Below are 19342 nucleotides of genomic sequence, written 5' to 3' on the forward strand. Positions count from 1 at the left end.
GGCTGATGCAGTCCTACACCGTGCGCTTCCATGTCGATGCCCCACCGGAGAAGGTTTGGCGGGTGCTACACCCGCCGGCGCCGCCCAACTCGCCGCGGCCTCGGGTCCTCAAATGGCCGACGGGCAGCATGGAAATCCTCAATGAGGGCGACGAGGCCGGCGAGGGCCTGGTCCGCACCTGCATCTTCGAAGTGCCCAAGTATTTGCTGACCGGCGGCAAGGGGCGGTCGTGGGAAACCGTGACCGAGGCGAAGCTGCATAAGCTTTCGCGGTATGTGGCGGTCGGTGCGCCATTGTGGTCGCGCGCCGAGGGCTATCACGAACTCGAGGAGCAGCCCGACGGCAGCACGGTGCTGACCTTCCACGAGACCTATCACGCCTACAACCCGCTGCTGCGCTTCTTGCTGGAACGCCCAGTGCACGCGAAGATCTCGCGCGACAACCTCAAGACCTATGAGCACGCATTGAGCTACGCCGGACAAGTGCAGCGGCTGGAGTAGATGCTGCGGCGCCGCCAGGCTGACGTGGCCTCACACCAGCCAGGTGAGAAACGCCAGGAGGGCGACGAACCCCGCCACGATCGCCGCCAGCACCAGGAGCGACCCTGCTGCAGCGAGCCGGTGATTGTGATCCGCGTTCTCGTCGCGCATGACCGTGAGACATGTACGCATGCCGCGGAACAAGTCCGGCCACGCCACCCGCGTCGTGGCCCGTCTGACCCCGGTGGGGTCCCCCGGTGTGCGGCGATGCGGCGCCACTCCGGAGCCGTTGGCGAAAAGCACCAAACCGGCCAGGAACAACACCACAGCCAGTACTACCAACCCACCTGCCAGCCACTGCATCATGCTCCTCCAGCTCTGCCAGCAGCCGCCGTCGAACTGCAATCTCGCTGAGGCGCAACGTGATTCAGCGCGGAAGCCGCTATGCGCGGATTTTCCCGATCACTGGTCTATTCGAATTTGTCTGGGCTTGGATACCCGTCCCACGATCGGCGAAAACGACGGGCTTTCTCCTGGTCGGTAGTGCAAATATTCGAAAATGGCTGTCCACCCCGGTAACCTGCTTTCCATGGGTTTCAAGTCCGGAGTCGTCACGGCAAGATTGGTCGCCGCCGGTCTGATGATTGCGGGTTGGGCTGCTTGCGCGGGCGTTGCCGGCTCGGATCCAGGACCAGGACCGCGTCCGGGGCCGACGCCGAGTCCCGGTCCCGCACCGGGGCCGCCGCCGTCGGCCGCCCCCGGGCCCACGACATCCGCCACGCCGCCGGGGCCGCCCTCTGCCACCGCCGCGCCGGGCGGACCGAAGACGACTATCGACCACGACGGCACCTACCTGGTCGGCAAGGACATCATGCCGGGCACCTACAGTTCGGCGGGGCCGGTCGGCAACGGCACGTGCTATTGGAAGCGGATGGGCAACCCCGACGGCACTCTCATCGACAATGCCTTGAGCAAAAAGCCGCAGGTAGTGCAGATCGAGGCGACCGATAAAGCGTTCAAGACCAACGGCTGTCAGCCCTGGCAGCCGACCGCGGCCGCCCCGTCCGGTGAGGTGCCCGGACCGCTCGCCGGTGCCCAACTGCAGAGCAACCTCGCGATCCTCAACGGCTTGCTCGCCCCCAACGGCCAACACGTGCCCTAGTCCCGGCGGATCCCGACGAACTCATGGCGACCGGCCGGCAAGTTGTGGTGATCGGCGCCGGCGTCAGCGGGTTGACGTCGGCGGTGTGTCTGGCTGAAGCGGGATGGCCGGTGCGGGTATGGGCAGCCGAAATGCCCAGGCGGACGACATCGGTGGTAGCGGGCGCGGTATGGGCTCCCCCCCGGCCCGGTGAACGCGCTGACCAGACCATGGCCTGGACCGCGCACTCTCTGCAGGTCTTTCGTGAGCTGGCCGACGATCCGGCCAGCGGAGTGCGGATGGCGCCGGCGCTGATCGTCGGCGACTTAACCCAATACGACGCGATGTCGTCAGCGGCCAAGCTGGTTCCCGACCTGCGACCGGCCGATCCGGCCGACCTCCCCGACGGCTTTGGCAGCGGGTTTCACGCCACCATGCCCATGATCGACATGCCCCAATACCTCGAGTACCTGACCAAGCGGCTGGCCGCGGCCGGCTGTCAGATCGAGATCCACCCGGTGCACTCACTGTCCGAGGCCGCCGACGTCGCGTCGACCGTGGTCAATTGCACGGGCCTGGCCGCCGGAGCGCTGACCGGGGACGAGAGCGTACGGCCGCTCTTCGGCCAACATGTCGTCTTGTCCAACCCCGGTCTGCGGCAACTATTTCTGCAAATCGACAGCGAGTCGGAGTGGACCTGCTATTTCCCGCATCCACAACGCGTCGTGTGCGGCGGGATCAGCATCCCCGACCGTTGGGACCTCACCCCCGAACCCGACGTGGCCGATCGCATCGTCGAACGCTGCCGTCGCATCCAGCCCCGGCTTTCCGAGGCCGACGTCATCGAAACCATCACCGGTCTGCGTCCCGACCGCCCGACGGTACGAGTCGAGGCGGAGCCGCTCGGGCAATCGCGGTGCATCCACAATTACGGTCACAGCAGTAACGGCGTGACGTTGTCCTGGGGGTGCGCCCGCGACGTGGTTCGATTGGCGAGCGTCTGATCCTGATGGTGGTGACCCGGTTCGCCCGGCTGCGCCGCGCTCCCGATCACCACTAATCGGGCGAAAGGGCCGTGTCTACCGACGAATACAACGGCAGCAAGCGCTGCAGTCCGCAGGCGGCGATGGTCCGGGCCACCACCGGCTGGCTGCTGACCAGCCGCAGATGAACCCCACGCCGCTGGCACTGCTCGGCCTCGCGGGCCAGGACGGCATAGCCACAGGAACCCATGAACTCCAGGTCACGCACGTCGATCACGATCGGACCCGGCGCAATGGCGATCGAAGCGCTCCGGCTGACCAACCGCTGCCAACTACCTTCGTTGCTGGCGTCGATGTCACCGCCGACGTGGACCACCACCGCCGAGCCGCTGCATTCGGTGAAGGACCGCAATCCGCTGTGGGTGTCTCCGAAATGCGGACCCGGACGGGTGTTCGCGGGCCCGGAGAACGTCCCGATTGCGCCGGTGTCCATCCTGACCAATTCCCCGTCGTCGTGTACTGGTGATAGCTGACGTCTTCCGGAGTGCCGGAAGGGCCGCCAGCGGCGTGTCTTCATTGGAACGGGATTCCCGTTTTATGGGTGTTGCTAAGCATATGTGTAACAAGGACTGACAACCAGGGATGTCGGCGGCCGAAATTGAGAAAGGAAACGCCGTGACCATTGACTATGCGCTGGACGGCCACATCGTCACCATCACAATCAATCAACCGCCCCGAGACGCGCAATTCACTGGACATGGAACATTTCCGCGATTTGGCTCGTGCGTGGGCCGCCTTCCGCGACGAACCGGACGCCTGGGTCGCCGTCGTCACCGGCGTCGGACGGGATTTCTGCACCGGAGCCGATCTCAAGAAATTCATCCCGGAACTGAATGGTGACTTGCCCCAACCGGAGGGCTGGAACAAGCTCGACGCGATCCATGCGGTGCTGCACCGGTTCCCGATATACAAGCCGATCGTGGCGGCGGTGAACGGGACGTGCGTCGCCGGTGGCTTCGAGATGCTCGGTTCCACCGACATTCGGGTCGCGGTGCCCGAGGCGCGATTCGCGGTGATGGAGCCAAAACGTGGCTTGTTCGCGGGCGGAGGCACCACGGTGCGACTGCCGCGCCAGATTCCCTACGCGATGGCTATGGAGTTGCTGCTGACCGCCGACATGGTCGACGCGCAACGGGCGCTGGAGATGGGCTTGCTGAACCGAGTGGTGTCGGCCGACCGGCTGATGGACGCCGCGTATGACTACGCCCGGCGTATCGCGGTCAATGCGCCGGTGGCGGTATCGGCGACGAAGCAGTCCGCCGTGGAAGCGCTGTCGCTTGACCTCGACGCGGCCTACGACAACGAGACCCGACACAGCGACCGGGTCTTTGCCACCGAGGACGCAAAGGAGGGGCCGCGCGCATTCGCGGAGAAGCGGCCGCCGCGGTGGCAGGGGCGTTAGTTCCCTGAAAGCTATCGCTTGCTGCGCTTAACCCGGCGGCCGATGAGCGAGAGAATCCAGGTCACGATCGACAGCAGGATGGCGGCCCAGATGGCGTCCCACCAGAAGTGGTCGACTTGCAGTCCCCACCTGGTGGTGTGTTCGGTGATCCAGGCCGTGAGCCACAGCATGAACCCGTTGATGACGACATGAAAAAGGCCGAGCGTCAGGATGTACATCGGAATGGACAGGATCTGCACTATCGGTTTGACGAATGCGTTGACCAAACCGAAGATCACCGCCACCACGAAGATGATGCCGAGCTTCTCCAATTTTGTGTCGCCACCGACAAAGTGCACCCCTTTGACGAACAGCGTCACCAACCATAGGGCGAAACCGGTCAATGCGGCGCGCAAGAAGAAGGGGCCCATGCGCCGATCTTCGCATGCGCCCGGTCAATTCAGGTTGTAGAAGCGCTGCGCGTTGCTGCCGCCGATCTTTTCGCGCGCCTCTTCGCTGATATCGGTTCGGGTGCGCAGATGTTTGGTGCTTTCCGGCCACTCGCCGTCCCAGTGCGGGTAGTCGCTGGCGAACATGATGAAATCGTCGCCCAGCACGTCGATCACGCCGGGCAGGATCGGCTCCTCGGGTTCGCAGGTGACCCAGATGTTGCCCGCCGCGAGGTATTCGTGCGGGTCTCGGCGCCAGCCTCGGGCGATCCAATCGCCACGTTTCTCGTAGTGCTCGTGCAGGCGGTCGATGAAGAACGGGACCCAGCCGGCGCCCGCCTCGAGGAACGCGACCCGCAATCGTGGATGTCGTTCGAAGACTCCGCCGGAGACCAGCGCAGTCATGGCCGTCATCTGGTCGAACGGGAAGCTGATGCAGTGCACCTGAATGTAATTGGTGAACCGGTCCACGCCGATCTTGGGTAGGTGGATCCCCGGTGCGCCGTGGATGCCCAGCGGCATGTCCAGCTCCACGGCGGCGGCGTAGAACGGGTCGAGGTCGGGGTGGTCGAGGTTGCGGGTTTTGAGCGCGGGCGGGACCAGGGTCGCCACCAGCCCCAGGTCTTTGGCCTCGCGCATGATGTCGATGGCCACCTGCCCGTGCTCGACCGGCGTCACGGCGACACCGCGCAACCGGCCGTTGGTCGGCGCACAGTAGTCGGCGATCCACTGGTTGTACAGGCGCGCGAATCCCGCTGCGAAATCCGGGTTTTCGAGGCTGGGTACGCACAACCCGAGGCTCGGGTACAACACCATGGTGTCGATGTGGTCGCGGTCGGCGTCGCCCACCACGCCCTCGGCCGTCCGGCAGTTGATGTCGGGTGCCTTGGTGATCCCGTGTTCGGGTGGGCAGCCCGCACCGGGGCCTTCGTCCTCGGGGTAGTTGCGGCCCTCGAACATCAGCCGCATGCGCTTGTCGGTGCTGGGCTTGACGTGATCGGGCCAGCGTTTGATCGCTTCGGTCGCCAGGGAAGCGTTCTCGGCGACGTGGCCATCGGCATCAATGATCCGCATAGACCGGGAACTTACTCCCGCGGACCACATGGTCAATCAACTCGCGCCGGCGCGGCTACTACGCCACGATGCTCACGTGACGAGTACTCAGAAGATCAGCGGCGACCAGCGCAACTCTTTCGTCGCGGCGATGCTGGGCTGGACGATGGATGCCTTCGACTACTTCATCGTGGTGTTCGTCTACGCCGACATCGCGAAGACGTTCCACCACAGCAAAGCCGAAGTCGCGTTCCTCACCACCGCCACGTTGATGATGCGTCCAGTGGGCGCCTTGCTGTTCGGGCTGTGGGCCGACCGGGTGGGTCGGCGTTTGCCGCTGATGGTCGACGTGATCTTCTACTCCGTTGTCGGGTTCCTGTGTGCCTTCGCCCCGAATTTCACCGTGCTGGTGATCCTGCGGCTGCTGTACGGCATCGGGATGGGCGGCGAATGGGGGCTGGGTGCGGCGCTCGCCATGGAGAAGGTGCCGGTCGAGCGGCGAGGGTTCTTCTCCGGATTGCTGCAGGAGGGCTATGCGTTCGGCTATCTACTGGCCAGCGTGGCAGCGCTGGTGGTGCTGGACTGGCTGCATCTGTCGTGGCGTTGGCTGTTCGGCTTGTCCATCGTTCCGGCCCTGATCAGCCTGATCATCCGGTATCGGGTGCAGGAGTCCGAGGTGTGGGAGGCCGCGCAGGACCGGATGCGACTGACCAGCACCAGAATCCGCGACGTGCTGCGCAGCGGCGCCGTCGTCCGCCGGTTCTTCTACCTGGTGTTGCTGATGACCGCCTTCAACTGGATGAGCCACGGCACGCAAGACGTGTATCCCACATTTCTCCGGTCTACGGCCAACGAAGGCGCGGGTTTGGCCAGCTCGACCGTCAAGTGGATCGTGGTCGCCTACAACATCGGAGCGATCATCGGCGGCCTGGTCTTCGGCACGCTCTCCCAGCGGTTCAGTCGCCGCTACACGGTCGTCTTCTGCGCGCTGCTGGGCTTGCCGGTCGTGCCGTTGTTCGCGTTTTCGCGGACCGCGGCGATGCTGTGCCTCGGCTCGTTCCTGATGCAGCTCTGCGTGCAGGGCGCCTGGGGGGTGATCCCGGCCCACCTGACCGAGATGTCCCCCGACGCGATCCGTGGCCTCTACCCCGGGGTGACCTACCAGCTGGGGAACCTGCTGGCGGCGTTCAACCTCCCGATCCAGGAACGTTTGGCGGAGTCGCACGGCTACCCCTTCGCCCTGGCCGCGACGATCGTGCCGGTGCTGATCGCCGTCGCAGTATTGACGCTGATTGGCAAGGACGCCACCGGTATTCGGTTCGGGACGACGGAAACTGCTTTTCTCCCAACGGAAGTGAAGAGCTAGCTGGCCGCTCGGTGTGCGGGTCTCAGCTTTCCAGCTCCAGCGGATGACTCCACCGCAGTCGGTGGAAACGTGCAAAGCCGCGATCGGCGCTGAGCCAAGTCGCGTTATTTTCTACCGCGTATGCGGCCAAATATGCGTCGGCGATGTCATTTCCACGGGCATTGATCTCGTCTGCAAGCTGTCGAAACAATCCCCAGTGACGCTCTCCTGCAACAAGTTGCATGGCCGCGGGGGCGGCAAGCAATGCGTCGACTGCGCTCCACGCTTCGTCCAGACTCGTCGGCTCGGTGAAGATCCGCCGGTTGGTCATGACCCGTAGGAACCCGAGGAGGGTGAGATCCGGTAGACCCAGAGGTTGGTCGTCGTTGGCCAATCGCTCGAGCAGTCGCCGATAGTCCGAATGTTCTGGGAGGTCCTGCCGGTGCGCATAGACAAGAACGTTGACGTCAACGCACAGCATCGACTGACATGCCCTCGTCCATCGTCTCGGCGACAGCGGCGTTGGAAGCGAGATCCACGCCTGGGCGAAGTCCTCCCTTGCCCGTTGATGGCACCGCGTAACGGGCGCCACCGCGCTCCCCTGGCGGGTTGAGGCCACGCCGGACCGCGTCTTCGAGAACAGCTGCCACTGTGCGCCCCGAACGAGCCGCCCGCGTCTTGACCTCGCGGTAGAGCTCGTCATCGATCCTGATCGTTGTCCGCATTTTGACATCTTAGCATCTGCAGGAGGCATCAAGATGCCACACCGGGACTGTCATCGTCGACCACGCGCATTGAAGTGCTTGTGCCGCAGGGTAATTCAAGTGCTCAAGCCGATTCGCTGCCTGTGAGAGCCCGTCGCAGCAGATGCATCGCGACCGTCGTCGAGCGTTCACGGACGTCGGAGCGGTTCCCGGGCAGCCTTAACGTTCGCGTGTCCGTCGTGCCCTCCGCCAACGCCACGGTGAAACAGACCGTTCCGACCGGCTTTTCCGGCGTCCCTCCGCCGGGCCCGGCGATTCCGGTGATCGCGACGGCGGTGTCGGCGCCGAAGCGTTGCAGCGCGCCGGCCGCCATGGCCTCGGCCACCGGTTCGGACACCGCGCCATGCTTGTCGATCAGCGCCGGGTCCACGCCCAGCAGGTCCTCTTTGGCCTGATTGGAGTAACTCACGACGCCGCCCATCATGTACTCCGACGAACCGGCCCGGTCGGTGAGCCGTGCCGCCAGCAGTCCCGCGGTGCAGGATTCCGCGGTGGCGATCCGACGGCCGGCCAGCAGTTTCGCCACCAGATCGTCGACGTGCGAACCGTCTTCGGAGTAGAGCTGATGTCCGTGTTTGTCGCGCAGGAGTTGCGTCAGCTGGGCGTACGCATCGGCGGCGTCGGGCTCGTAGCGGGTGACCATTTCGATCTCGCCGCGCCGCAGACAGGTGGTGATCTCGAGCCGGTCGAAGCCCTCGACGGCATGTTCGGCCGCGCGCAGCGTCTCGGCCAGCCCTGACTCGGGCAGCCCGAACATGCGCAGGGTCTCTTGGCGGTAGACCGTCCGTCCGGTGATCGCTTCCTGAGCGGCGGGAGTCTCGATGGCCTTGTGCCACATGGGTTGTAGCTCCCGCGGCGGGCCCGGCAGCACTATCACGGCGGGCTTTCCGGGCACCACTACACCCGGCGCGGTGCCCACCGGGTCGATGACGTGCGCCCCGGCGGGGATCATGGCCTGCTTGCGGTTGGCGGCGCGGACCGATTCGAAGGTGCCGGGGTCCAAGGCGGATTGGAAGGCGGGGTTACGTGCCATCAGCTTTTGCAGAATGTCGGCGATCTTGTTCTCGACCTCGTCGTCGAGCACCAGCTCGCGTCCACAGAAACGGGCCACCACCTCGACCGTCATGTCGTCGGCCGTCGGTCCCAGACCACCGCTGGTGACGATCAGGTCCACACCCTGGTCGGCCATGAACCGCAGCTGCGCCTCGATGTCGGTGGGGCGGTCGCCGCAGATGGTGATGTGCGCCAGCTCGACGCCCAGCTCCAGCAATCGATCGGCGATCCAGGGACCGTTTCTGTCTTGAACCCGGCCGGTGAGAACCTCGGTTCCGGTGACCACGATGCCTGCGCGTGCACTCACCGGGATGAGCCTACGCATCGACTAACACCCATGTTCGGCGAGTGATGCGCGCCGCTGCGCGACAATGTGACGATGATCGAGTTAGAGGTTCTGCAGGCCGATGTGACCAAACTCGAGGTCGACGCGATCGCCAACGCGGCCAATACCCAGTTGCGGCACGGCGGCGGTGTGGCTGCGGCAATCGCCCGTGCCGGCGGCCCGGAGGTGCAGCACGAGTCGAACGAGAAGGCGCCGATCGGGCTCGGCGAGGCGATCGAGACGACCGCCGGCGATATGCCCGCGCGCTATGTGATCCACGCGGCGACGATGGAGCTGGGCGGCCCGACGTCGGCGGAGATCATCGCCAGAGCCACCGCCGCTACCCTGCGCAAGGCCGATGAGCTCGGTTGCCGCTCGCTCGCGCTGGTCGCGTTCGGCACCGGTGTCGGCGGCTTCCCGCTCGAGGAGGCGGCGCGGCTCATGGTCGATGCCGTCCGGCAGCACCAGGCCAGTTCGCTGCAGCGGGTCGTGTTCGCCGTGCACGGCGACGAGGCTGAGCAAGCGTTCCGGGCGGCGGTGCGGTAGGTGGTGAGCAGACGCAAAAGCCCCCAATTCGGTACGAATTCGGGGGATTTTGCGTCTGCTCGCGCTACTGAAGGTAACGCTCGACAGATTGCACCTTGTGCGTCATCGCGTCGACGGCCCCGGCTCGCCAGTCCGCCTTGATCACCGTGCTGACCCGCGGAGCACGAGCGGCGACCGCCTCCACCGCGCGCTGCACCACCGCCATCACCTCTTCCCAGGTATCGCCTTCGATCACGGTGAACATCGAATCCGTCTTGTTCGGCAGGCCCGAATCACGAACCACCCGAACTGCTTCGGCGACGACCTCCCCGACGCTTTCGCCCACGCCCATCGGAGTGACGGAAAACGCGACCACCACAGACATCCACCGAGCGTACCCAGAACGAGAGGCTTCAACGCCGGCCTGGCAGCATCGGGGACCATGCGGGTTCTGGTGCAACGGGTTTCCTCGGCCTCGGTGTCGGTCGAGGGCCAGGTGGTCGGCGCTATCCGGCCCGACGGCCAGGGCCTGCTCGCATTCGTCGGCGTCACCCACACCGATGACACAGACAAAGCCCGTCGCCTTGCCGAAAAGCTTTGGCAGCTAAGGATTCTGACTGAAGAACAGTCTGCGGCCGCCGTCAATGCGCCGATCCTGGTGATCAGCCAGTTCACCCTCTACGCCGACACCGCGAAGGGCCGTCGGCCGTCGTGGAACGCCGCCGCACCGGCGACGGTCGCCGAGCCGCTGGTAACGGCGTTCGCGGAGGCGTTGCGGGCACTGGGCGCCAACGTGCAGACCGGCGTGTTCGGTGCGAACATGCAGGTCGAATTGGTCAACGACGGGCCAGTAACGGTAATGCTGGAGCTGTGAAGCGAAGAGGGGACCGATGACGCCGGCTGAATTCGGGTCGCTTCGATCCGACGACGACAACTGGGACATCGTCAGCAGCGTGGGCTACACCGCCCTGCTGGTGGCCGGGTGGCGCGCATTGCACGCGCTAAGCCGCCAACCGCTGGTCCGCGACGAGTACGCAAAGTACTTCATCGAGGCTGCCCAGGATCCGTTCTTGTTGGGCGTCCTTGCCAATCCTGGGTCCTCCGACGACGAGACCGCCTTTCCCCGCCTCTACGGCGTCCAAACCAGGTTCTTCGACGACTTCTTCGCCGCTGCGGGCGCGGCGGGTATCCGACAAGCGGTGATCGTCGCGGCTGGGCTCGACTCTCGGGCCTATCGCCTCGAATGGCCGCAAGATACAACGGTTTTCGAGATCGACCTGCCGAAAGTGCTGGAATTCAAAGCCAGCGTACTCAACGAGCGGGGTGCCACACCCAAAGCCCGCAGGAAAGGGGTCGCAGCCGACCTGCGCGCCGACTGGCCGGCGCCGTTACAGACGGCGGGGTTCGACGCCCAACAACCGAGCGCCTGGTCGGTGGAGGGAATCTTGCCGTACCTGACCGACGACGCGCAAACTGCGCTGTTCACCCGGATCGGCGCACTGTGCGCACCGGGCAGCCGAATAGCGTTGGGGGCGTTGGGATCACGTTTGGACCGCGAAAAGTTGGCCGCGCTGGAAACCGACCACCCTGGAGTCAACATGTCAGGCGACGTGGATTTCTCGGCGCTCACCTACGAGCCGAAGACCGACCCCGCGGAATGGCTGGCCGCGCATGGATGGGCTGTCGAGCCCGTCCGCAACACACTGGATTTGCAGGCCCGCTATGGTATGACGCCACCCGCCGTCGACGTGAAGATCGACAGTTTCATGCGGTCGCAGTACATCACCGCAACCCGGCTTTAGGGTCTCAATAGCACCTTCACGCTGTCCCCCGATCGTGACCCCGCCGTCGCGTATCCCTTGGCCGCCTCGTCCAACGGCAGCGCGGTGGTGAAGACGCCGTCGACGTCGAGTCGCCCGGATTGCAGCAGCGGGATCAACTCCGGCCAGGTGCGCGGCACGGGCGCCAACGTCATGCGCAGCGTGATACTGCGCAGTAGGCCACCCAGCGCAGGGAACGGGAACGGATGTAGGTCGTGCACTCCGACAACCGAGACGGTGCCGCCGGGCCGCACGGCGTTGAGGGCATCGGTCATGGAGGCGTCGGTGCCGACGGCGTCGATCACCGAGTCGGCACCTCGCCCACCCGTCGCGGCGAGAATGGCCTCGGCGGCCGGCGTCTCGACGGGTGTGGCGCCCCACTTCGCGGCCCGCTCCAACCGACCCGGCACCCGGTCGACAGCGAAAACCTTTGCAGCACCTTGCACAAACGCGCTGCGCAGCGCGCACAAGCCGACGGCGCCCAGGCCTAGCACCGCGGCGGTGCCACCGAACGGCAGGTCAGCGCGCTTGGCTGCGCTCCAGCCGGTCGCCAGGTTGTCGGTCAAAAGCAGGGCTTGTTCGGTGCTGATCCCTTCGGGAATCTTGAGCACCAGGAAGTCGGCGGCGGGAACGGCGAGCAGGTCAGCCTGCGCGCCGCCGAGCACACCTCCGCCGAAGATCTGCACGCCCGACGAGCACATGACCGGGTCCCGCGTGGCGCACCCCGGACACGAGCCGCAGCCGGCGACCGCCGACACCATGACCAGGTCGCCGACCCGGACGCTGCGCACCTGAGGTCCGGCCTCGACAACCGTGCCGATCGCTTCGTGTCCGAGCGCCACGGGCTCTTCAAACGGGTATTCGCCCTCGTAGAAGTGCAGATCGGAGCCGCAGATCGCGGTTGCGGTGACCGCGACGATCACTCCGTCGGGCCCGGGAAGTTCGGGATCGGGACGTGTTTCGACCCGGACGGCGCCGGGCCGGTCGATGACTACCGAGCGCATGCTGACGTACTCACTTCCGTTGTCGTGCAATGAATTCTGACCAGTCGGGCTCGCGCACGTCGGCCCAGTACTCGTTGAGGCGCCATGGGCTGACGGTGTGAATCTCCCCGTCGGCGTTCTTGAAGTACGAGTGTTTCACAGCCGGATGCGACCACACCATCTTCTTGATCTCGCTCTGTGTGCGTTCATGCCAGGCGGCGGCCGCCTGCGCGGTCGGCTCCAGCGAATGCAGGTTCTCCTCCGCCAGACGCCGCAGACACTGGTCGATGTAGCGCATTTGGAGTTCGGACTGGAAGATCAGGCTGCCGCCGTGCGCAAGATGCGTGCCCGGCCCGTAGATGAGGAAGAGGTTGGGAAATCCTGGGACGGTGATGCCCAGATACGCGTACGGACGCGACCCCCACCTGTCGTGCAGGTCAATTCCGTTGCGGCCCAATACTTTCAGCGGCCACAGCACATCGGTATGCCGAAACCCGGTGGCGTACACGATGACGTCGACGTCGTATGCAACCCCGTCTTGTGTCACGATTCCGGTGCGCGTTATCCGCTGAATCGGCGTGCGCACCAGTTCGACATTGTCGCGTTGCAGGGTCCGCAGCCAGCTGCCGTTGTCCTGCAGCGTGCGCTTGCCGGTGGCGGGATAGTCGGGCATCACCTTGGCCAACAGCTCGGCCGAGCGTGGGCCGTCGCCAACCTGGCTGGTGATCCACTGGGTGAACATCATTCGTGCCGCCGCGTTGATGTCGCTGATGGCGTAGTCCTGATCGGCATAGCCCGGGTCGGTCCGCGCCGCATCGAGGCCCTTGTCGGCTCCGGGCCACAGCAACAGGAACCGGTACCACCTGCCGTAGAACGGCAGGTGACGCATCGCCCAGCGCACGCCGTCGCCGACTTCGTCGTGGTACATCGGGTTGGGGAACATCCATTGGGCGGTGCGCTGGAACACCGTCAGATGCGCCACGTCGCCGGCGATAGCGGGTGCGATCTGGAAGCCGCTGGCCCCCGCGCCGACGAGGGCGACGCGCTTGCCGGTCAAGTCCACGGAATGATCCCAGGCGGCGGAGTGAAACGATGGCCCCTGAAATGTGTCGGCGCCCTCGAATTCGGGTATGTGCGGCCGGTTTAGCTGACCGACCGCGGTGATGACCGCCCGCGCGCGCAGCGTGCTCGTCTGGCCGTCTGCGGAGCGCACGGAGAGACGCCACGTGCCCTCGCCGTCGTCCCACTGCGCCGCAAGCACTTCGGTGTTCCACCGCACCCGGTCGACCAGGTCGTGCTTGTTCATCACCGCGGTGAAATAGTCCTGCAGCTCGCGCTGCTCGGCGAAGAAGTGGGTCCAGTCGTTGTTGGGTTCGAAACTGTAGCAATAGAAGTGGTTGGCCACGTCGACGCGCGCACCGGGATAGCTATTCTCCCACCAGGTTCCGCCCGGGCCGGGATTCTTTTCCACGATGGTGAACGGGATGTTGGCTTGTTTGAGCCGGATTCCGGCCAAGATGCCGGATTCGCCGCACCCGATCACGACGACCGGGAGGTCTGCGGCGAGCTCGGCCGGCAAGGGCGCGGGACGACGTGGGTCGATCCCGTCGAGGTCCATTTCCTCGACAACCATCGGTACGTAGTCGTCGGTAACGTGCTCACAGGCCGCCCAGTCCAACATCTCTCTGATCAGCTCGCGGCTCAGCGGTGCCGGTTCGCGGCAGCCGCGGTCGCGGTAGTCGGTGAGCACCGGCAGCGCCTCGGCACGGGCGCGGGCCTTGTCCTCCTCGGACATGAATCCCTGGACCTCGTTGAGGAACAGTCCCACTTGCTTGAAGTCGCGGATGAAGCGCGGATCGCCGGTGATGTGTACCAGCGACAGCAGCAGCGTCGGGATGCTGACGTCCTCCAGCGCGGCGGCGATCTCCGGTGTGGGTGTGGTGAAGGGCAGGCCGGCGTACACACTGCGCATCGAGGCCGAATCCTTTCGATGGTCCGCAATTACGCTACCCATAGGTTCGTAATTGCGACGACCACGCTACCCGCGGGGCCACAGTCGATCAAGGGTTCCTGTGCGTGGGTTAGGCGAAATCGAGCGCCGCGTCGCCGAATCGGGCCCGAAGGGCCGCCCGCACGTCGGCGTATTGACCGGGCGCATTGCGATACGCCGCTTGGTGTTTGGTGAACTGACGCGCCAAGGGTGCGGCCAGCCGCATCGGATAGCGCTTCCAGCCGCTGTGCGCGCGCAGCTCGGCAAGCATTTCGGGCCACGAATGATGCTGGAATTTCAAGAGCTGCTGCGCCCGGCTGCAATCCATCCAATCGTTGATGTACCAGTCCTCATCGTCGGCGTCCGGGTCGCCGGGTCGACCCTCCGGCATCAGACCGGGCAGGCCCTGAGCGGAGGCCATGGCGGGTCCAATCTCCCCTATCCGGAGCAAAAGCGAGTCGTCGCCGGCGACCAACAGGATCTCCCCGACGACGTCCGCCGTCGCCGCCGCCGCGAAAGCCGTTGCGACGTCCCGGGTATCGATGCAGTGCACCCGGATGTCTGTCGGCTGCGCACTGCCGAAGTACAGGGTGTCGGAGTTGTAGGGCATCGCAGACGGGTCGACGCTGAGCACGCCGCCGAGTCTCAGCACCACCCAGTCCAGCTTCGAGGACCGCACCAGTTCCTCGGCCTCGAGTTTCGAGGCGCCGTAGATCTCGCTCGGCCTCGGCGGCGTGTCCACGGTCAGCCGATCGGCGTGGCGATACGGATTGCGTCCGCCGTACACGGCGGCGCTGGAAGCATGCACGAAACGGGGCGGATTCGGTTCGGCCTCGGCGGCACGTATCAACGCGGCCGTGGCGTCGACGTTCACCCGGCGCGCCAGTTTCGGGTCGCGGTAGACCGCTGGCGGAATGACGCCCGCCAGGTGGATTATCGCCGCGGGTGACACTTCGGACACCAAGCGGTCGACTTGCGCGGCGTCGGTGAGGTCAGCCCAACGTGTTTCGACGCCGGTCGGTAAGGCTTTGTCGGCGTTGCGGTGAGCCGTGGCAACCACATGCCAGCCGTCGGCAGCAAACCGCTTGACCGTCTCCGGTCCGACCAAACCGAAAGCGCCCGTGACCAACGCGGTCTTCGACATGGGTGTCCCCGATCCAGCAAACATCACCCTGCTGTGCCGACGGTAAACCACTTTCTGCGGAATAGCGCGGGTTTGGCTGCTATCGCGGTGGCACAACTGGTGTAGGTAGTCTGCGGTGCATCAGGGGGGCGTCAATCCTTCTGCCGCGGCGGCCGTGCTCAGTGCCCCGTCGTAGGCGAGGAAATCGACACCGTCCGGCACCGCCTTAGCCACTGCCAAGGCGCTCGCGAGCTGCATCGCATCGTATGCTCGCAGTCCGTGAACAGCCACGAGGTGCGCGGCAGCGTCGATGATGACCGCGGTAACCGCTACGACCGCGAACCGCGGTGGCTCGTCGATATCGCCGAAGTAGTCCGCTTCGAAGTCGGCAATAAGGACAACCACATCCGTTGCGGGGAGTTCACCCATGCGATGTTTTCGCCAGAGCGCCGCCGGAACCTCGACTCGAGCCAGCTGACTGACCACCAAAGTGGAGAGTTTTCTGACGTAATCCGACTCCTGCTCGTCGGCGTACAGCTTGACCAGGGCGGAAGAATCAGCGAAGACCCCAGCGCTCACCCTCGATCCCGTACGACCAGGCGGGACAACGGAGTGCCCTCACCCGCGGCCTTTCGTGCGCGTGCGACAGCATCTCGGTCCGGCCGCGCGCGCCGCTGCCCACCTTCGACCAGCAGCCCCGCTAATGCAAGGCGCTCACGGAGCCGGTCAACATCGTCACCGGCAAGAACGGGGTCCGTCGCCGCCTGGGCCAATCGGGTGAGAAATTCGTTCAGGCTCCAGCCACGCCGCGACGCGACCTGGCGTACTCGTTCGACAAGCTGATCTGGGGCGCGCCAGGTCACCTGAGTCATGAATGCATGCTAGCATTCATCCGGCCCAGTGGGCGGCCGAACCTCCTGTCGCACAAGCATCCAAACGGGCCTGGATCACCGACACGAGGACATCGCGCAGGCGTGGTCGGGCGAATCAGTCTGCACGGGCGCCCAACGCCCGTCGCGATGGAATGGTGCAGTTTTGATCTGCAATCACTGTTGCGCCGGTGATTTTCAAATCGGAGGTAAAAACTTATGGCTCCGTTAATCACGGCCTGCAGCGGCTTCCTGCTCGCAGTGTTGTGGATGGACCTCATCTTCGATGTCCAGGTTTGGAAGCACCGAAGTGCCGGTGCCGAACTGCCCGAGCCGGTGCTGGCGTCCATCGCGAACTATTACCACCGTGCGACCACCACGTCGCGTCCGATGGGCCACGTCATTGCTCTGGTGATGGTTATCCTGTTGGGCGCGTTGGCCTTTCAAGCATGGCGTGGAAGCGCTCCCGGTTGGCTGCTGATCGGTTCGGCAGTCCTGGCCGGTGTCCCGATTCTGCTGGCGCTGACGCACACCGTCCCGTGCGCGGTTCGGCTGGGACGGCGCGCCGACAGCGCGGCGGAACAGAGTCGGCTGGCGCGGTCGATCTGCCGCGATCACCTGATCTGCGCCTCCTGCATGCTTGCGTTGCTGGTCGGGTGGCTGACCCAGACCCTGGCGATCTGAGCGGCGGACGCGACGGGTCGTAGTTTCTCGCCATGGGACCTGGCTGGCCACGGGCGCCGCACGCGTACTAAACTAGAACACGTTTCAATTCGGCGGACGGTCCCCAGGAGTAGGCATGCACACCGCGTTATGCGACGAACTCGGCATCGAGTTTCCCATCTTCGCCTTTACCCATTGCCGCGATGTCGTGGTCGCCGTCAGCAAGGCCGGCGGCTTCGGTGTGCTGGGTGCCGTCGGCTTCACCCCCGAGCAGCTGGAAATCGAGCTCAACTGGATTGACGAGAACATCGGCGACCACCCGTATGGCGTCGACATCGTCATTCCGAACAAGTACGAGGGCATGGACTCGCACCTGTCCGCGGAAGAACTGGCCGAGACGCTGCGGAAAATGGTGCCCCAGGAGCACTTGGACTTTGCCAAGAAAATCCTCGCCGACCACGGCGTGCCGGTCGAGAACGCCGACGAGGACACCCTGCAGCTGCTGGGCTGGACCGAGGCGACGGCTACCCCTCAAGTCGAAGTGGCACTGCGGCACCCCAAGGTGAGCATGATCGCCAACGCGCTCGGCACCCCGCCGGCCGACATGATCAAGCACATCCACGACGCCGGGCGCAAGGTCGCCGCGCTGTGCGGTTCGCCCTCCCAGGCCCGCAAGCACGCCGACGCCGGCGTCGACATCATCATCGCCCAGGGTGGCGAGGCCGGTGGCCACTGCGGCGAGGTGGGCTCAATCGTGTTGTGGCCGCAAGTCGTCAAGGAAGTGGCACCGGTGCCGGTCCTGGCCGCCGGCGGCATCGGCAGCGGTCAGCAGATCGCGGCGGCGTTGGCGTTGGGGGCACAGGGTGCCTGGACCGGTTCGCAGTGGCTGATGGTCGAGGAGGCCTCGAACACCCCGGTTCAGCAAGCCGCATACGCCAAGGCGAGCAGCCGCGACACCGTGCGCAGCCGCTCGTTCACCGGCAAACCGGCCCGCATGCTGCGCAACGACTGGACCGAGGCGTGGGAAAAGCCGGACAACCCGAAGCCACTCGGGATGCCGCTGCAGTACATGGTCTCCGGTATGGCGGTGCGTGCCACCAACAAGTACCCGAACGAGACCGTCGACGTCGCCTTCAACCCGGTCGGTCAGGTCGTCGGCCAATTCACCAAGGTGGAGAAGACGTCTGCGGTCATCGAGCGCTGGGTGCAGGAGTACCTCGAGGCGACGACCCGGTTGGACGAACTGAACGCCGCCGCCAGCGTCTGACGCTCTTACTCCAGGTCGTCTTCGTCCTTGCGGCCTTTGATGACGTCCATCGCCCTTTCGGCCGAGTAAGTGGCGATGTCGATCGAGTCGTGGACGATCCCGCCGACGCCGTCGGCGACGTGGCCGCGAATCACGTGGCTGGCGTTATCCACGATGTCCGATGCCTTTTCGACGGCATGGGTCGCAACATCACGTACCGCGTCGACTGCATCTCTCGGATTGAAGGCCATGCGAGTCTCCTATGTCGGTGCCCGAATTCAGAACGAACTTCGTATGACTTTAGACCCGTCAATAGTGCACCAGCGTGCGCCAGTAGTCCTCGGGTATCTCGGCTCCGGCTCGCAAAACCCGGGCCAGGCCGACGGCCATGGCGATTCCCAGCAATGCCAGCCATAGGCCGGCCAGCGCGATCACCCACCACAGCACGGTGGTGACCAGCGGCCACGGCGACAGCAGGGCCAGCGCGGGAGCGAAGAAGAAGCCGGCGCCGACGTACCACGCCGAGCCGGCGCGGTCGGATGCCATCACAAAACGCAGCCAGCGCGGAACTGCCGGTGAGGTGGCTGGCCGACTTGTCATGGCTCCGGCGGGAAGAATCCTGCCCCGGTGAACCACCCTTCTTGCCATCCCTGAGCTCCCAGACACAGCATCGGCAAGCCGGCCGCGGACTGGGCCGCAGCTTGCGGACCCGGACATTTCGCGCCGGCCTGCTGTACTCCATACAGCGGGTAGGAGATGACCCAGTACCCGGTGGTGGCCGGCGGGAACTGGTTCGGCGGCGGGAAATGGCAGGCTTCGGCCTGGCCGCTGGGCCCACGCCCGAAGATGAACCGCTCGTAGTTGTCACAGGGCGCACCCAGTGATGCGTCGTAGTTCATGCCGGGCACATCCCCCGGCCAGCGCCCGTTGTCAGCGACTGCGCACGGTGACACGCCGATCGTGGCACCCGTGATCGCCGCGGCGGCAAGTAGTTCGCGAATCATGTTCCACCTTGGTGTCTCTAGTTCCCGGGCCCCCAAGTACCGCCGGTGACCTGCACCAAAGCATAACGATTGCGCCCAGCCCCACA

Annotated in this window: 26 protein-coding genes; 10 read left to right on the top strand and 16 right to left on the bottom strand. The window is 65.2% G+C overall.

The window, feature by feature from the left end; genetic code table 11:
- The first annotated feature begins 5 nt into the window (after positions 1 to 5).
- A complete protein-coding gene (locus AC5Y2L_RS20445) occupies positions 6 to 500 on the top strand; it encodes an SRPBCC family protein (protein ID WP_499937610.1) in 495 nt (164 codons plus the stop codon).
- Positions 501 to 530: 30 nt separating this feature from the next.
- On the opposite strand, the gene AC5Y2L_RS20450 is transcribed toward AC5Y2L_RS20445, so the two are convergent.
- A complete protein-coding gene (locus tag AC5Y2L_RS20450) occupies positions 531 to 842 on the bottom strand; it encodes a hypothetical protein (protein WP_499937612.1) in 312 nt (103 codons plus the stop codon).
- Between the two features lie 226 nt (positions 843 to 1068).
- Here AC5Y2L_RS20450 and AC5Y2L_RS20455 point away from each other — a divergent pair, with 226 nt between their 5' ends.
- Both AC5Y2L_RS20455 and AC5Y2L_RS20460 read left to right on the top strand, forming a co-directional pair.
- Positions 1069 to 1641, top strand: coding sequence for an Rv1352/Rv1906c domain-containing protein (locus tag AC5Y2L_RS20455; RefSeq protein WP_499937614.1), 573 nt, complete (start codon positions 1069 to 1071; stop codon positions 1639 to 1641).
- 23 nt (positions 1642 to 1664) lie between these two features.
- Positions 1665 to 2624, top strand: coding sequence for an FAD-dependent oxidoreductase (locus tag AC5Y2L_RS20460; RefSeq protein ID WP_499937616.1), 960 nt, complete (start codon positions 1665 to 1667; stop codon positions 2622 to 2624).
- A 52-nt stretch (positions 2625 to 2676) separates the two neighbouring features.
- On the opposite strand, the gene AC5Y2L_RS20465 is transcribed toward AC5Y2L_RS20460, so the two are convergent.
- Positions 2677 to 3096: an anti-sigma factor antagonist gene (locus AC5Y2L_RS20465; RefSeq protein ID WP_499937618.1), complete on the bottom strand. Its 420-nt coding sequence runs from the start codon at positions 3094 to 3096 to the stop codon at positions 2677 to 2679.
- A 264-nt stretch (positions 3097 to 3360) separates the two neighbouring features.
- Here AC5Y2L_RS20465 and AC5Y2L_RS20470 point away from each other — a divergent pair, with 264 nt between their 5' ends.
- Positions 3361 to 4065: an enoyl-CoA hydratase/isomerase family protein gene (locus AC5Y2L_RS20470; protein ID WP_499937620.1), complete on the top strand. Its 705-nt coding sequence runs from the start codon at positions 3361 to 3363 to the stop codon at positions 4063 to 4065.
- A gap of 11 nt (positions 4066 to 4076) precedes the next feature.
- On the opposite strand, the gene AC5Y2L_RS20475 is transcribed toward AC5Y2L_RS20470, so the two are convergent.
- Together AC5Y2L_RS20475 and AC5Y2L_RS20480 are read right to left on the bottom strand one after the other, a co-directional pair.
- A complete protein-coding gene (locus AC5Y2L_RS20475; RefSeq protein ID WP_499937622.1) occupies positions 4077 to 4475 on the bottom strand; it encodes a phage holin family protein in 399 nt (132 codons plus the stop codon).
- 24 nt (positions 4476 to 4499) lie between these two features.
- Positions 4500 to 5567: an amidohydrolase family protein gene (locus AC5Y2L_RS20480; RefSeq protein ID WP_499937624.1), complete on the bottom strand. Its 1068-nt coding sequence runs from the start codon at positions 5565 to 5567 to the stop codon at positions 4500 to 4502.
- A gap of 130 nt (positions 5568 to 5697) precedes the next feature.
- Here AC5Y2L_RS20480 and AC5Y2L_RS20485 point away from each other — a divergent pair, with 130 nt between their 5' ends.
- Positions 5698 to 6912, top strand: coding sequence for an MFS transporter (locus tag AC5Y2L_RS20485; RefSeq protein ID WP_499937824.1), 1215 nt, complete (start codon positions 5698 to 5700; stop codon positions 6910 to 6912).
- A 22-nt stretch (positions 6913 to 6934) separates the two neighbouring features.
- Here the strand turns inward: AC5Y2L_RS20485 and AC5Y2L_RS20490 are convergent, their stop codons facing one another.
- From AC5Y2L_RS20490 to AC5Y2L_RS20500, 3 genes are all read right to left on the bottom strand, one after another.
- Positions 6935 to 7372, bottom strand: a complete 438-nt coding sequence (locus tag AC5Y2L_RS20490; RefSeq protein ID WP_499937626.1) for a type II toxin-antitoxin system VapC family toxin — start codon at positions 7370 to 7372, stop codon at positions 6935 to 6937.
- Positions 7359 to 7616, bottom strand: coding sequence for a ribbon-helix-helix protein, CopG family (locus tag AC5Y2L_RS20495; RefSeq protein ID WP_499937628.1), 258 nt, complete (start codon positions 7614 to 7616; stop codon positions 7359 to 7361). The genes AC5Y2L_RS20490 and AC5Y2L_RS20495 overlap by 14 nt, the downstream gene beginning before the upstream one ends.
- Positions 7617 to 7719: 103 nt before the next feature.
- On the bottom strand, positions 7720 to 9015 hold the full coding sequence (locus AC5Y2L_RS20500; protein WP_499937630.1) for a competence/damage-inducible protein A: 1296 nt from the start codon (positions 9013 to 9015) through the stop codon (positions 7720 to 7722).
- A gap of 72 nt (positions 9016 to 9087) precedes the next feature.
- Between AC5Y2L_RS20500 and AC5Y2L_RS20505 the strand changes: the two genes are divergently transcribed.
- Entirely contained in the window at positions 9088 to 9579 is a 492-nt protein-coding gene (locus AC5Y2L_RS20505) for a macro domain-containing protein (protein WP_499937826.1), read from the top strand.
- A 64-nt stretch (positions 9580 to 9643) separates the two neighbouring features.
- Here the strand turns inward: AC5Y2L_RS20505 and AC5Y2L_RS20510 are convergent, their stop codons facing one another.
- Positions 9644 to 9943 carry an MTH1187 family thiamine-binding protein gene (locus AC5Y2L_RS20510; RefSeq protein ID WP_499937631.1) on the bottom strand — a complete coding sequence of 100 codons (300 nt, stop codon included), beginning with the start codon at positions 9941 to 9943 and terminating at the stop codon, positions 9644 to 9646.
- A gap of 57 nt (positions 9944 to 10000) precedes the next feature.
- Here AC5Y2L_RS20510 and dtd point away from each other — a divergent pair, with 57 nt between their 5' ends.
- Positions 10001 to 10432, top strand: coding sequence for a D-aminoacyl-tRNA deacylase (gene dtd, locus AC5Y2L_RS20515; RefSeq protein WP_499937632.1), 432 nt, complete (start codon positions 10001 to 10003; stop codon positions 10430 to 10432).
- A 16-nt stretch (positions 10433 to 10448) separates the two neighbouring features.
- Positions 10449 to 11360, top strand: coding sequence for an SAM-dependent methyltransferase (locus AC5Y2L_RS20520; protein WP_499937634.1), 912 nt, complete (start codon positions 10449 to 10451; stop codon positions 11358 to 11360).
- On the opposite strand, the gene AC5Y2L_RS20525 is transcribed toward AC5Y2L_RS20520, so the two are convergent.
- The 5 genes from AC5Y2L_RS20525 to AC5Y2L_RS20545 all read right to left on the bottom strand — a co-directional run bounded on the left by AC5Y2L_RS20525 (position 11357) and on the right by AC5Y2L_RS20545 (position 16346).
- Positions 11357 to 12382 (bottom strand): zinc-binding dehydrogenase, encoded by a 1026-nt coding sequence (locus tag AC5Y2L_RS20525; protein WP_499937635.1) that lies wholly within the window; start codon positions 12380 to 12382, stop codon positions 11357 to 11359. The two genes, AC5Y2L_RS20520 and AC5Y2L_RS20525, sit on opposite strands and share 4 nt — an antisense overlap.
- A 10-nt stretch (positions 12383 to 12392) precedes the next feature.
- Positions 12393 to 14333, bottom strand: coding sequence for a flavin-containing monooxygenase (locus AC5Y2L_RS20530; RefSeq protein WP_499937637.1), 1941 nt, complete (start codon positions 14331 to 14333; stop codon positions 12393 to 12395).
- Positions 14334 to 14442: 109 nt separating this feature from the next.
- A complete protein-coding gene (locus tag AC5Y2L_RS20535; protein ID WP_499937639.1) occupies positions 14443 to 15495 on the bottom strand; it encodes an NAD-dependent epimerase/dehydratase family protein in 1053 nt (350 codons plus the stop codon).
- Positions 15496 to 15615: 120 nt separating this feature from the next.
- Positions 15616 to 16053, bottom strand: a complete 438-nt coding sequence (locus tag AC5Y2L_RS20540; protein WP_499937641.1) for a type II toxin-antitoxin system VapC family toxin — start codon at positions 16051 to 16053, stop codon at positions 15616 to 15618.
- Positions 16050 to 16346, bottom strand: coding sequence for a hypothetical protein (locus AC5Y2L_RS20545; protein WP_499937643.1), 297 nt, complete (start codon positions 16344 to 16346; stop codon positions 16050 to 16052). The genes AC5Y2L_RS20540 and AC5Y2L_RS20545 overlap by 4 nt, the downstream gene beginning before the upstream one ends.
- Positions 16347 to 16562: 216 nt before the next feature.
- Here AC5Y2L_RS20545 and AC5Y2L_RS20550 point away from each other — a divergent pair, with 216 nt between their 5' ends.
- Both AC5Y2L_RS20550 and AC5Y2L_RS20555 read left to right on the top strand, forming a co-directional pair.
- Positions 16563 to 17027 carry a hypothetical protein gene (locus tag AC5Y2L_RS20550; RefSeq protein WP_499937645.1) on the top strand — a complete coding sequence of 155 codons (465 nt, stop codon included), beginning with the start codon at positions 16563 to 16565 and terminating at the stop codon, positions 17025 to 17027.
- Positions 17028 to 17142: 115 nt separating this feature from the next.
- Positions 17143 to 18273, top strand: a complete 1131-nt coding sequence (locus AC5Y2L_RS20555; RefSeq protein WP_499937646.1) for a nitronate monooxygenase — start codon at positions 17143 to 17145, stop codon at positions 18271 to 18273.
- Between the two features lie 5 nt (positions 18274 to 18278).
- On the opposite strand, the gene AC5Y2L_RS20560 is transcribed toward AC5Y2L_RS20555, so the two are convergent.
- The 3 genes from AC5Y2L_RS20560 to AC5Y2L_RS20570 are packed head-to-tail and all read right to left on the bottom strand — an operon-like array spanning position 18279 to position 19256.
- Positions 18279 to 18503, bottom strand: coding sequence for an Rv1893 family protein (locus AC5Y2L_RS20560; protein WP_499937648.1), 225 nt, complete (start codon positions 18501 to 18503; stop codon positions 18279 to 18281).
- Between the two features lie 58 nt (positions 18504 to 18561).
- The gene (locus tag AC5Y2L_RS20565) at positions 18562 to 18852 is read right to left on the bottom strand and encodes a hypothetical protein (RefSeq protein WP_499937650.1); all 291 of its coding nucleotides are present in this window, start codon (positions 18850 to 18852) and stop codon (positions 18562 to 18564) included.
- Positions 18849 to 19256, bottom strand: coding sequence for a hypothetical protein (locus AC5Y2L_RS20570; RefSeq protein WP_499937652.1), 408 nt, complete (start codon positions 19254 to 19256; stop codon positions 18849 to 18851). Before AC5Y2L_RS20570 ends, AC5Y2L_RS20565 begins: the two co-directional genes overlap by 4 nt.
- Positions 19257 to 19342: the final 86 nt, after the last annotated feature.

This window comes from Mycobacterium sp. NGS66 (assembly GCF_059812225.1).

What these genes read in the sequence shown, in the direction of transcription:
- AC5Y2L_RS20470 (WP_499937620.1), top strand. Translation starts at nt 3,361, where the DNA reads ATGGAACATTTCCGCGATTTGGCTCGTGCGTGGGCCGCCTTCCGCGAC.
- AC5Y2L_RS20480 (WP_499937624.1), bottom strand. Translation starts at nt 5,567, where the DNA reads ATGCGGATCATTGATGCCGATGGCCACGTCGCCGAGAACGCTTCCCTG.
- AC5Y2L_RS20555 (WP_499937646.1), top strand. Translation starts at nt 17,143, where the DNA reads ATGCACACCGCGTTATGCGACGAACTCGGCATCGAGTTTCCCATCTTC.
- AC5Y2L_RS20495 (WP_499937628.1), bottom strand. Translation starts at nt 7,616, where the DNA reads ATGCGGACAACGATCAGGATCGATGACGAGCTCTACCGCGAGGTCAAG.
- AC5Y2L_RS20550 (WP_499937645.1), top strand. Translation starts at nt 16,563, where the DNA reads ATGGCTCCGTTAATCACGGCCTGCAGCGGCTTCCTGCTCGCAGTGTTG.
- AC5Y2L_RS20510 (WP_499937631.1), bottom strand. Translation starts at nt 9,943, where the DNA reads ATGTCTGTGGTGGTCGCGTTTTCCGTCACTCCGATGGGCGTGGGCGAA.
- AC5Y2L_RS20445 (WP_499937610.1), top strand. Translation starts at nt 6, where the DNA reads ATGCAGTCCTACACCGTGCGCTTCCATGTCGATGCCCCACCGGAGAAG.
- AC5Y2L_RS20475 (WP_499937622.1), bottom strand. Translation starts at nt 4,475, where the DNA reads ATGGGCCCCTTCTTCTTGCGCGCCGCATTGACCGGTTTCGCCCTATGG.
- AC5Y2L_RS20520 (WP_499937634.1), top strand. Translation starts at nt 10,449, where the DNA reads ATGACGCCGGCTGAATTCGGGTCGCTTCGATCCGACGACGACAACTGG.
- AC5Y2L_RS20490 (WP_499937626.1), bottom strand. Translation starts at nt 7,372, where the DNA reads ATGCTGTGCGTTGACGTCAACGTTCTTGTCTATGCGCACCGGCAGGAC.
- AC5Y2L_RS20565 (WP_499937650.1), bottom strand. Translation starts at nt 18,852, where the DNA reads ATGACAAGTCGGCCAGCCACCTCACCGGCAGTTCCGCGCTGGCTGCGT.
- dtd (WP_499937632.1), top strand. Translation starts at nt 10,001, where the DNA reads ATGCGGGTTCTGGTGCAACGGGTTTCCTCGGCCTCGGTGTCGGTCGAG.
- AC5Y2L_RS20505 (WP_499937826.1), top strand. Translation starts at nt 9,088, where the DNA reads ATGATCGAGTTAGAGGTTCTGCAGGCCGATGTGACCAAACTCGAGGTC.
- AC5Y2L_RS20560 (WP_499937648.1), bottom strand. Translation starts at nt 18,503, where the DNA reads ATGGCCTTCAATCCGAGAGATGCAGTCGACGCGGTACGTGATGTTGCG.
- AC5Y2L_RS20450 (WP_499937612.1), bottom strand. Translation starts at nt 842, where the DNA reads ATGCAGTGGCTGGCAGGTGGGTTGGTAGTACTGGCTGTGGTGTTGTTC.
- AC5Y2L_RS20460 (WP_499937616.1), top strand. Translation starts at nt 1,665, where the DNA reads ATGGCGACCGGCCGGCAAGTTGTGGTGATCGGCGCCGGCGTCAGCGGG.
- AC5Y2L_RS20455 (WP_499937614.1), top strand. Translation starts at nt 1,069, where the DNA reads ATGGGTTTCAAGTCCGGAGTCGTCACGGCAAGATTGGTCGCCGCCGGT.
- AC5Y2L_RS20535 (WP_499937639.1), bottom strand. Translation starts at nt 15,495, where the DNA reads ATGTCGAAGACCGCGTTGGTCACGGGCGCTTTCGGTTTGGTCGGACCG.
- AC5Y2L_RS20525 (WP_499937635.1), bottom strand. Translation starts at nt 12,382, where the DNA reads ATGCGCTCGGTAGTCATCGACCGGCCCGGCGCCGTCCGGGTCGAAACA.
- AC5Y2L_RS20570 (WP_499937652.1), bottom strand. Translation starts at nt 19,256, where the DNA reads ATGATTCGCGAACTACTTGCCGCCGCGGCGATCACGGGTGCCACGATC.
- AC5Y2L_RS20465 (WP_499937618.1), bottom strand. Translation starts at nt 3,096, where the DNA reads ATGGACACCGGCGCAATCGGGACGTTCTCCGGGCCCGCGAACACCCGT.
- AC5Y2L_RS20485 (WP_499937824.1), top strand. Translation starts at nt 5,698, where the DNA reads ATGCTGGGCTGGACGATGGATGCCTTCGACTACTTCATCGTGGTGTTC.
- AC5Y2L_RS20530 (WP_499937637.1), bottom strand. Translation starts at nt 14,333, where the DNA reads ATGCGCAGTGTGTACGCCGGCCTGCCCTTCACCACACCCACACCGGAG.
- AC5Y2L_RS20545 (WP_499937643.1), bottom strand. Translation starts at nt 16,346, where the DNA reads ATGACTCAGGTGACCTGGCGCGCCCCAGATCAGCTTGTCGAACGAGTA.